Origin of the sequence: Streptomyces sp. NRRL S-118 (assembly GCF_000716335.1) — a bacterium.
Classification (GTDB): domain Bacteria; phylum Actinomycetota; class Actinomycetes; order Streptomycetales; family Streptomycetaceae; genus Streptomyces.
Window position 1 is genome coordinate 1 of sequence record NZ_JOBL01000270.1, and the last position, 9,894, is coordinate 9,894.

Sequence of the window (9,894 nt, forward strand, 5' to 3'; positions counted from 1 at the left end):
ACCCCGCCCCCGCATCCGCCCCTCCATCCGCATCCTCCGCCTCCGCCGTCAGCGCCGTCCGTCCCCGCACACGTCTCCCCCGTCCGTCCGTACGGACCGCTCCGCCCCCGCTCCGAGAGGAACACCCCCTCATGCCCATGTCCTCCGCCCAGACCTCCACCGAGAAGCTGGTGGAGGCCCTGCGCACCTCCGTGAAGGAGGCCGAGAGGCTCCGGCGGCACAACCGCGAGCTCGAGGAAGCCGCCCACGAGCCCGTCGCCATCGTCGGAATGGCCTGCCGCTACCCCGGCGGCGTCGACTCGCCCGAGGCGCTGTGGGAACTGGTCGCCGGCGGGACGGACGCGGTCGGGCCGTTTCCCACCGACCGAGGCTGGGACGTGGACGGCGTGTACGACCCCGACCCGGAGGCGCAGGGGACCACGTACTGCCGTGAAGGCGGGTTCCTGACCGGTGCCGCGGAGTTCGACGCTCCCTTCTTCGGCATCTCGCCGAGGGAGGCCGTGGTGATGGATCCGCAGCAGCGGCAGCTCCTCGAAGTCTGCTGGGAGGCCCTCGAACGGGCCGAGCTCGATCCCCTGACACTGCGGGGCAGCCGCACCGGGGTGTACGTCGGAGCGGCGCACTCGGACTACGCCTCCGACCCGGGCCGGGTCCCCGCGGGGTCGGAGGGGCACCTGCTGACAGGCAGCGCCGACGCGGTGCTCTCCGGACGCGTGTCGTACGCCCTCGGGCTGGAAGGCCCCTCCATGACCATCGAGACGGCCTGCTCGTCGTCGCTCGTCGCGCTGCACGTGGCGGTCGCGGCGCTGCGGCGCGGTGAGTGCGAGATGGCCCTGGGCGCCGGGGTGGCGGTCATGCCGGACCCGGCCGCTTTCGTCGAGTTCTCCCGGCAGAAGGGGCTGGCGGCCGACGGGCGGTGCAAGGCGTTCTCGGCGGACGCGGACGGCACAGGGTGGGCGGAGGGCGTCGGTGTGCTGGTGCTCCAGCGGCTCGGCGACGCACAGCGGGACGGCCGCCGGGTGCTGGGCCTGGTACGCGGCTCGGCCGTCAACCAGGACGGCGCCAGCAACGGACTGACCGCACCCAGCGGCCCCGCCCAGCGACGGGTCATCCGGCAGGCGCTCGCCGACGCCCGCCTGACGCCCGACCAGGTGGACGCGGTGGAGGCGCACGGCACCGGCACCCGGCTCGGCGACCCCATCGAGGCGGGCGCGCTCATCGGCACGTACGGCCAGGACCGGAGCCCCGGCCGGCCGTTGTGGCTGGGGTCGCTGAAGTCCAACATCGGGCACGCGCAAGCGGCCGCGGGTGTCGGCGGGGTCATCAAAATGGTGCAGGCCATGCGCCATGGAGTGCTTCCGCGCACCCTCCACGCCGACACCCCGACCCCACACGTGGACTGGTCGGCGGGCGCGGTACGGCTCCTGACGGAGACCGTCCCCTGGGAGGAGCGGGCGGGCAGTCCCCGGCGCGCCGCGGTCTCCGCCTTCGGCGTCGGCGGGACCAACGCCCACGTCATCCTGGAGGAAGCGCCCTCCCCTGCACCTTTTCCTGCGCACGCGCCCCAGCCCGCGCCCACCGGTGCGCAGTCGCCCCCCGCGACCACCGGTGCCCGGTCGTCCCACGCGCCCGCCCTTGTGCCCGAGTCACCTGTGCCCGCGCCGGCCGCCGTGCCCGTGACGGCCCCCGTGGATCCCATGCCCGTGGTCTGGGTGGTATCGGGCCGCGGGGAGGCCGCCCTGCGGGCCCAGGCCGACCGTCTCCAGCGGCACGTGCGCGAGGCGCCCGACCCGAGTGCGCTCGACGTCGGTTACTCGCTGGCTGCCACCCGCAGCGCCTTCGAGCACCGTGCGGTCCTGCTCGGTTCCACCCGTGCCGAGCTGGCGGACGCCCTGCGCGCGGTCGCGGAAGGCCGGCGCTCCCCGCACGTGATCAGCGGTGTACGCCGGCGCGACGGCAAGCTCGCGTTCATGTTCACCGGGCAGGGCAGCCAGCGCCCCGGGATGGCGGGCGATCTGCGCGCCGCCTTCCCGGTGTTCGCCACCGCCGTGGACGAGGTCGCCCGGCGGCTCGACCCCGGGCTGGAGCGGCCGCTGTCGGCCGTGCTGGACGCCGCGCCGGGCAGCGGGGACGCGGAGCTGCTGGACCGTACGCGGTACACGCAGGCCGCGCTCTTCGCCGTCGAGGTGGCGCTGTTCCGGCTGCTGGAGAGCTGGGGCATGCGCCCCGACCGGCTGCTCGGGCACTCCGTGGGCGAGATCGCCGCCGCGCACGCCGCCGGGATCCTCGCCCTGGACGACGCCTGCGCCCTGGTCGCCGCGCGGGGCCGGCTGATGGAGGAACTGCCGGAACGCGGGGCCATGGTGTCCGTGCGGGCGTCGGAGACGGAGGTCCTGGAGCTGCTGGCCCGCAGCACCGCACCCGTGGGCATCGCGGCGGTCAACGGGCCCGATGCCGTGGTGATATCAGGCGCGGAGGAGCCGGTGACGGCACTGGCCGCGCGGTTCGCCGCCCTGGGCCGCGCCACCAAGAGGCTCCGCGTGAGCCACGCCTTCCACTCGCCCCTCATGGACGGCATGCTGGCCGACTTCCGCCGCGTCGCCGAAGGTCTGAGCTACCACGCCCCGCACATCCCGGTCGTAGCCCACGCGACCGGCGGACGGCCCGTCGCGTCCGACGAACTGCGCCGTCCCGACCACTGGGTCGAACACGTCCGGCGGACCGTCCGGTTCCACGACGGCGTACGGACGGCACGCGCGCAGGGCGTCACGACGTTCATGGAGCTCGGCCCGGGCGGGGCACTGACTGCGATGGCCGGGGAGTGCCTCGCCGACGACCCCGAGGTCGCACTGGTGCCCGTACTGGGCCGCTCCGGCCAGGGGGCGGGGACCCCGGCCTCCGCGCCGCCCTCCGCGAGCACCACCGTGCTCAGGGCGGCCGCCACGGCATACACCATGGGGGCCGGTGTCGACTGGACCGCGCTGTTCGCGGGATCCGGAGCCCGGCGCGTCCCCCTGCCGGTGTACGCCTTCCAGCACCGCCGGTACTGGATCGAACCCGCCGCCCCCGCCGGGCGCGCGCTGCCCGACTGGTGCTACCGCACCACCTGGCGGCCCCTGTCCGTGGTGCCGGGCGGGGACAGGCGCCACGGCGCGTCGCCCGCGGCTCCGAGCCGGGACGCCTCGCCCGCGGCCCCGGGCCGGGACACGCCCCCCGCGACACCGGAGCGCCCGGCCACCCCTCCGCGCCGCCCCTGGCTGCTGGTCCACCCGGACCGCGGCCGGGGCGCCGAGCTCGCCCGGGCCGCCGAGCGGGCCCTGACCGGCGCGGGCGCCGTCGTCATCCCGCTCCCGGTCGACGTGGACTCGGCGGACCGGTCCTCGCTGGCCGCCGCCCTCGTACGGGCCCTGCCGGCGCCGCAGCCCGGAGGTGACATGGAGAGTGACACAGTCGCCCCCGTCCCGGGCGTGCTGTCGCTGCTCGGCACCGATGATCGGGAGCATCCCCAGCACGGCCCGGTGGCCGCAGGAGTGCTGGCGACCCTGTTCCTGGCCCAGGCGATGGAGGATGAGGCGGTGCCCGCTCGCCTGTGGTGCGTGACCGAGGACGCGGTGGCCGTGGACCGCGACGAACGGCCCACGGGCGCCGGAGCGCAGCTGTGGGGGCTCGGCCGTACCGCCGCACTCGAAATGCCCGTCCGCTGGGGCGGGTTGATCGATCTGCCGGGGGCCGCGCAGGACACCCACTGGGCCGAGGCGGTCCGGCTGCTCGGCGGCGCCGAGGACCAGGTCGCGGTCCGCGACTCCGGCGGCCACGGCCGCCGGCTGGTCCGCGCCGCGCCGCGACCGGGCACTGCGCGCTACCGGCCGCGGGGCACGGTCCTCGTCACCGGCGGCACCGGGGCGCTCGGCGGGCACCTCGCCCGCTGGCTGGCCCGCAACGGCGCGGAGCACCTGCTCCTCGTGGGCCGGCGCGGCGGCCGCGGCCGAGCGGCTGCCGCGCTCGAAGCCGAGCTGCTGGAACGCGGCGTCAAGGTGACGTTCGCCGCGTGCGACGTCGCGGACCGCGACGCGCTGGCCGAGGTGCTGGCCGCCGTCCCGGCGGACACCCCGCTCACCGCGGTCTTCCACGCCGCCGGCGTTCCGCAGGTCCGCCCCCTGACCGGGACGGACCCGGGACTCTTCGCCGAGGTCTGCTCCGGCAAGGTCGCCGGCGCGCGGCACCTCGACGAGCTGACACGCTCCCACGACCTTGACGCGTTCGTGCTGTACGCCTCCGGGGCCGGGGTGTGGGGCAGCGCCGGGCAGGGCGCGTACGCCGCCGCCAACGCCGAACTCGACGCCCTCGCCCAGCGCCGCCGCGCCGACGGCCTGCCCGCCACCTCCCTCGCGTGGGGCGTGTGGGCGGGGGAGGGCATGGGTGACGGCGACGGTGCCGAGTACCTGCGCCGCCGCGGCGTACGGGCCATGGCCCCGGCGGCGGCGCTCGACGTGCTCGCCCGCTCCATCGGCGGCGAGGACGCCTGCCTCACCGTCACGGACATGGACTGGCCCCGGTTCGCCGACGGTTTCACCGCCTTCCGGCCCAGCCCCCTGATCTCCGAGCTGCCGGACACACGCCCCGCCCCCGCCCACCCGGGCGCCCCCGAGGAGGCGACCGCACCGGGAGCCGCCACCCGTACCGGCCGACCGGCCGGGGCACCCGACACCCCAGGCCGGCGCATCGAACGGCTCGACCCCCACGAGCGCCCGGCCGCCCTGCTCGCGCTGGTCCGCGAGGAGACGGCCGACCTCCTGGGGCACCCGGACCCGCGGGACGTTCCGGCCGACGAGCGGTTCCTCCAGCTCGGCTTCGACTCCTTGGCCACGGTCCAGATGCGCCGCCGACTCGCCGCGGCGCTGGATGTCGAACTCCCCGCCACCGTCCTCTTCGACCACGACACACCCCGTGCGCTCGCCGGCCACCTGGCCGGTCTGCTGACCGCGGACCGGGACGACGGCAGCATCGACCGCACGCCCGACCGGACGGGCGGCGGTGCCGCCCAACCGCCGGTACGGAGCAGTTTCACCGTCCTGTACGAGGAGGCCGTCCGTACCCGCCGGGTCGGTGAGGCCGTCGACCTCCTCGCCGCGGCCGCCGCCTTCCGTCCCGCCTTCCGGACCGCCGACGAACAGCCCCTGACGCCGGTCGTCCTGAGCGGTGCCCCCGTCACCGCCGCACCGGATCGGCCGAGCCGGCCGGGCGGGCCCGACGAGCCCCGTCCGCGGACCCGGCCCGACCAGCGGACCGGGCCCGACCGGCAGAGCCCACAGCCCCGACCCGACCAGGGGACCGGGCCCGACCGGCAGAGCCGGCAGCCACGGCAGAGGCAGCGGAGTGAGCAGAATCGGCTGAGCCGGCCGACCCGGCCGCTGATCATCGGCTGCGCCGGCACGTCCGTCGCGTCGGGCCCGCACGAGTTCCTCTCCCTCGCCCGGGCCCTCGACGGCCGGTGCGACGTCACCGCACTGCCCCAGCCCGGCTTCGAGCACGGCGAGAAGCTCCCCGCCTCGCTCGACGCGCTCCTCGGCTCGCAGGCCGCCGCGCTCGCCCGCCACACCGCCGGGCGGCCCTTCGTGTTGCTGGGGCACTCAGCGGGGGCCAACCTGGCCCACGCCCTCACCCGCCGGCTCGAAGAGGACGGTGGCGGGCCCGCCGCCCTGGTCCTCATCGACGTCTACACGCCCAGCGACCCCGGAGCGATGGGCGTATGGCGCCACGAGATGCTCGAATGGGTCGCCGGGCGCTCCGCCGTCCCCCTGGACGACACCCGCCTGACCGCCATGGGCGCCTACCACCGGATGCTGCTCGACTGGAAGCCGCGGCCCACGCGCGCACCCGTCCTGCACCTCCGGGCCTCCGAGCCCCTCGGCGAGTGGACCGGCGCACCGGACGGCTGGCAGTCGCGCTGGGAGTACGCCCACACCGCCGCGGCGCTGCCCGGTACCCACTTCACGCTGATGGGCGAGTACGCGCCCGCCACCGCACGCGCCGTCCTCGACTGGCTCGACGGCCTGCTCCTCCCGGCCGCGGACGGCCGCCCGGCGACCGGAACCACCGACGACGAGAGGGACCAGTGAGCCCCGCACCGATCACGGACGACCCGGCCGCCGCCGGCCGTCGCCTGCAACTGACCCGCGCGGCCCAGTGGTTCGCGGGTACCCAGGACGACCCGTACGCGCTTCTGCTGCGCGCCGAGGTCACCGACCCGACGCCGTACGAAGAGCGGATACGGGCCCACGGGCCGTTCTTCCGCAGCGAGCCGCTCGACACGTGGGTGACGGCCGGCAGGGCCGTCGCCGACGAAGTGATCGCCTCACCGGCCTTCGACGGGCTCACGGCCGACGGGCGGCGCCCCGGCGCGCGGGAGCTGCCGCTGTCCGGCACCGCGCTCGACGCGGACCGCGCCACGTACGAACGGTTCGGGGCCCTCACCGCCTGGGGCGGGCCTCTGATGCCGGCGCCGCACGAGCGGGCGCTGCGCGAGTCGGCCGAGCGGCGGGCCCACGCACTGCTCGACGGTGTGGAGGCAACCCTCGCCGCCGGCGGCACCGTCGACCTCGTCGACGCGTACGCCCGCAGGCTGCCCGCGCTGGTCCTCCGCGAACAGCTCGGCGTGCCGGAGGAATCGGCGGCCGTGTTCGACGAGGCGCTGGCCGGCTGCCGCCGCACCCTGGACGGTCTCCTGTGCCCGCAGCTCCTCGCGGACGCCGTGGCGGGGGCGCGCGCGGAAGCCGAACTGGCCGCCGTACTGGCCTCCGTCCTGCGCGGGACACCGGCCGGCCGGGAACCCGGTGCGGTCGCCGCCGCCCGCGCCCTGGCCGTCGGCGCCGCCGAGCCCGCCACCACCCTCGTCTGCAACGCCGTACAGGAGCTGCTGGCGCATCCCGGACAGTGGGCCGAGCTCGCACGGGACCCCCGCCTCGCGGCCGCCGCGGTGACGGAAACGCTGCGTGCCGCCCCGCCCGTCCGTCTGGAACGGCGGGTCGCCCGCCAGGACACGGAGGTCGCCGGGGAGCGCATCCCCGCCGGCGGCCGCGTCGTGATCCTCGTCGCCGCCGTCAACCGCGTTCCCGCCGCCGGGTCCGCGGACAGCGGCAGCACGGCCGCCGCCACCGGCGCAAGCCCCACCGCCCCGCACGGCGACGGCCGGCCTCTCACCGCCGCACCCTTCGACCTCACGACGCCCGCACCGACGGCCGCGTCCACGCGAACGTCGTCGCGCCCAGCCCTGTCCGCGTCCGGGTCCGTGCCGGGGCCCTTCGGGCTCCCCGGCGACCTGCACTTCCGCCTCGCCGGACCCCTGGTCAGGACGGTCGCCGAAGCCGCGCTCGGTGCGCTGGCCGCACGGCTCCCCGGGCTGCGTGCCGCCGGACCGGCCGTCCGGCGCCGCCGCTCACCGGTTCTGCACGGACATGCCCGCTTCCCCGTCGCCGCCGACCGGGCGGCCCGTGACCTGTCCGCCACCGCCGCACAGAACTGAGGAGGGAGTGCCCCCCATGCGTATCCTGCTGACGTCGTTCGCGCACAACACGCACTACTACAACCTGGTCCCCCTCGGCTGGGCGCTGCGCGCCGCCGGACACGACGTACGGGTCGCCAGCCAGCCCTCGCTGACCGACACCATCACCGGCTCCGGGCTGACCGCCGTACCCGTGGGCGACGACGGGGCCATCATCGAGCTGATCACCGAGATCGGCGACGACCTCGTCCTCTACCAGCAGGGCATGGACTTCGTGGACACCCGCGACGAGCCGCTGTCCTGGGAGCACGCCCTCGGGCAGCAGACGATCATGTCGGCCATGTGCTTCTCGCCGCTCAACGGCGACAGCACCATCGACGACATGGTGGCGCTGGCCCGCTCCTGGAAGCCGGACCTCGTCCTGTGGGAGCCCTTCACCTACGCCGGACCCGTCGCCGCGCACGCCTGCGGCGCCGCCCACGCCCGGCTGCTGTGGGGCCCGGACGTGGTCCTCAACGCGCGGCAGCAGTTCACCCGGCTGCTCGCGGAGCGCCCCGTCGAGCAGCGCGAGGACCCGGTCGGCGAATGGCTCACGTGGACCCTGGAGCGCCACGGCCTCGCCGCCGGCGAGGACACGATCGAGGAACTGTTCGCCGGGCAGTGGACCATCGACCCCGGCGCCGGGAGCCTACGGCTGCCGGTGGACGGCGAGGTCGTGCCCATGCGCTTCGTGCCGTACAACGGCGTCTCGGTCGTTCCCGGCTGGCTGTCCGAGCCGCTCACCCGGCCCCGGGTCTGCATCACGCTCGGGGTCTCCACCCGGGAGACGTACGGCACGGACGACGTCCCGTTCCACGAACTGCTGGCCGGACTGGCCGACGTGGACGCCGAGATCGTCGCGACGCTCGACGCGGGGCAGCTCCCGGACTCCGCGGGACTGCCCGGCAACGTGCGCGTCGTCGACTTCGTCCCGCTGGACGCCCTGCTGCCGAGCTGCGCCGCGATCGTCCACCACGGAGGCGCGGGCACCTGCTTCACGGCCACCCTGCACGGCGTCCCGCAGATCGTCGTGGCCTCCCTCTGGGACGCGCCCCTGAAGGCACATCAACTCGCCGAGGCAGGCGCCGGTATCGCCCTCGACCCGGGGAAGCTGGGCGTGGACACATTGCGCAGCGCCGTCGTGCAGGCGTTGGAGAGCCGCGAGATGGCCGCGGCGGCGCGCCGCCTCGCCGACGAGATGCTCGCCGCGCCCACCCCGGCGGCGCTCGTCCCCCGCCTGGAACGCCTCACCGCCGCGCACCGCCGCGCCTGATCCCGCCCTAGGAGCCCCCCATGAACCTCGAATACAGCGGCGACATAGCCCGGTTGTACGACCTGGTGCACCAGGGCAAAGGCAAGGACTACCAGGCGGAGGCCGAGGAGCTGGCCGCGCTGGTCACCCAGCGGCGTCCCCGGGCCCGCTCCCTCCTCGATGTGGCCTGTGGAACGGGGATGCACCTGCGGCACCTCGGTGAGATCTTCGAGGAGGTGGCCGGGGTGGAGGTGTCCCCCGACATGCTGGCCATCGCGCAGCGGCGCAATCCGGACGTCCGCATCCACCGGGGCGACATGCGGGACTTCGCCCTCGGCCGCCGCTTCGACGCCGTGATCTGCATGTTCAGTTCCATCGGCCACATGCGGGACCAGCGGGAACTGGACGCGGCGATCGGCCGGTTCGCCGCGCACCTGCCGTCCGGCGGCGTCGTGATCGTCGATCCCTGGTGGTTCCCGGAGACGTTCACGCCGGGGTACGTCGGCGCGAGCCTCGTCGAGGCCGAGGGCCGCACCATCGCGCGCTTCTCCCACTCCGCGCTCGAGGACGGCGCGACCCGGATCGATGTGGACTACCTTGTCGGCGTACCGGGGGAGGGGGTGGAGCACTTGAAGGAGACCCATCGGATCACGCTCTTCGAGCGTGCGCAGTACGAGGCGGCGTTCGCCGCGGCGGGGCTGTCCGTCGAGTACCTCCCGCAGGCCGCCACCGACCGCGGACTCTTCATCGGCGTTCGCGCCTGACAAGCGACGAGGGATGGCACACGGCATGGCACACGGCATGACACACGGCGGGGGACACGGGATGCGGCACATCGTCGAGGCGATCCATTCGCTCTCCGGACAGGGGGGCTCGGCGTCGGCCGTCTCCGCCGACTTCGCGGCCCTCGAACTGCCGGAGTCCTTCAGGGCCGTGACCCTCCGGAAGGAGGAGACGGAGATGTTCGCCGGGATGGCGAGCGCCGAGAAGGACCCGCGCAAGTCGCTGCACGTCCAGGAGGTGCCGATACCGGAACTGGGCCCCGGCGAGGCGCTGGTGGCGGTGATGGCCAGCTCCGTGAACTACAACACGGTGTGGTCCT

General features: G+C 75.4%; 4 protein-coding genes and 1 pseudogene. All 5 read left to right on the forward strand.

The features are described 5' to 3' along the window. Positions 1 to 137 precede the first annotated feature (137 nt). On the forward strand, positions 138 to 6,119 hold the full coding sequence (locus IH00_RS45210; protein WP_420710852.1) for an SDR family NAD(P)-dependent oxidoreductase: 5,982 nt from the start codon (positions 138 to 140) through the stop codon (positions 6,117 to 6,119). Beyond that, positions 6,116 to 7,522: a cytochrome P450 family protein gene (locus IH00_RS0103100; RefSeq protein WP_031069244.1), complete on the forward strand. Its 1,407-nt coding sequence runs from the start codon at positions 6,116 to 6,118 to the stop codon at positions 7,520 to 7,522. Before IH00_RS45210 ends, IH00_RS0103100 begins: the two co-directional genes overlap by 4 nt. 16 nt (positions 7,523 to 7,538) lie before the next feature. Further along, positions 7,539 to 8,813: an activator-dependent family glycosyltransferase gene (locus IH00_RS0103105; RefSeq protein ID WP_031069246.1), complete on the forward strand. Its 1,275-nt coding sequence runs from the start codon at positions 7,539 to 7,541 to the stop codon at positions 8,811 to 8,813. Between the two features lie 20 nt (positions 8,814 to 8,833). Then, the gene (locus IH00_RS0103110) at positions 8,834 to 9,556 is read left to right on the forward strand and encodes a class I SAM-dependent DNA methyltransferase (protein WP_031069248.1); all 723 of its coding nucleotides are present in this window, start codon (positions 8,834 to 8,836) and stop codon (positions 9,554 to 9,556) included. Positions 9,557 to 9,617: 61 nt separating this feature from the next. Next, a pseudogene (locus IH00_RS0103115) lies at positions 9,618 to 9,894 on the forward strand (crotonyl-CoA carboxylase/reductase); the annotation flags it as partial.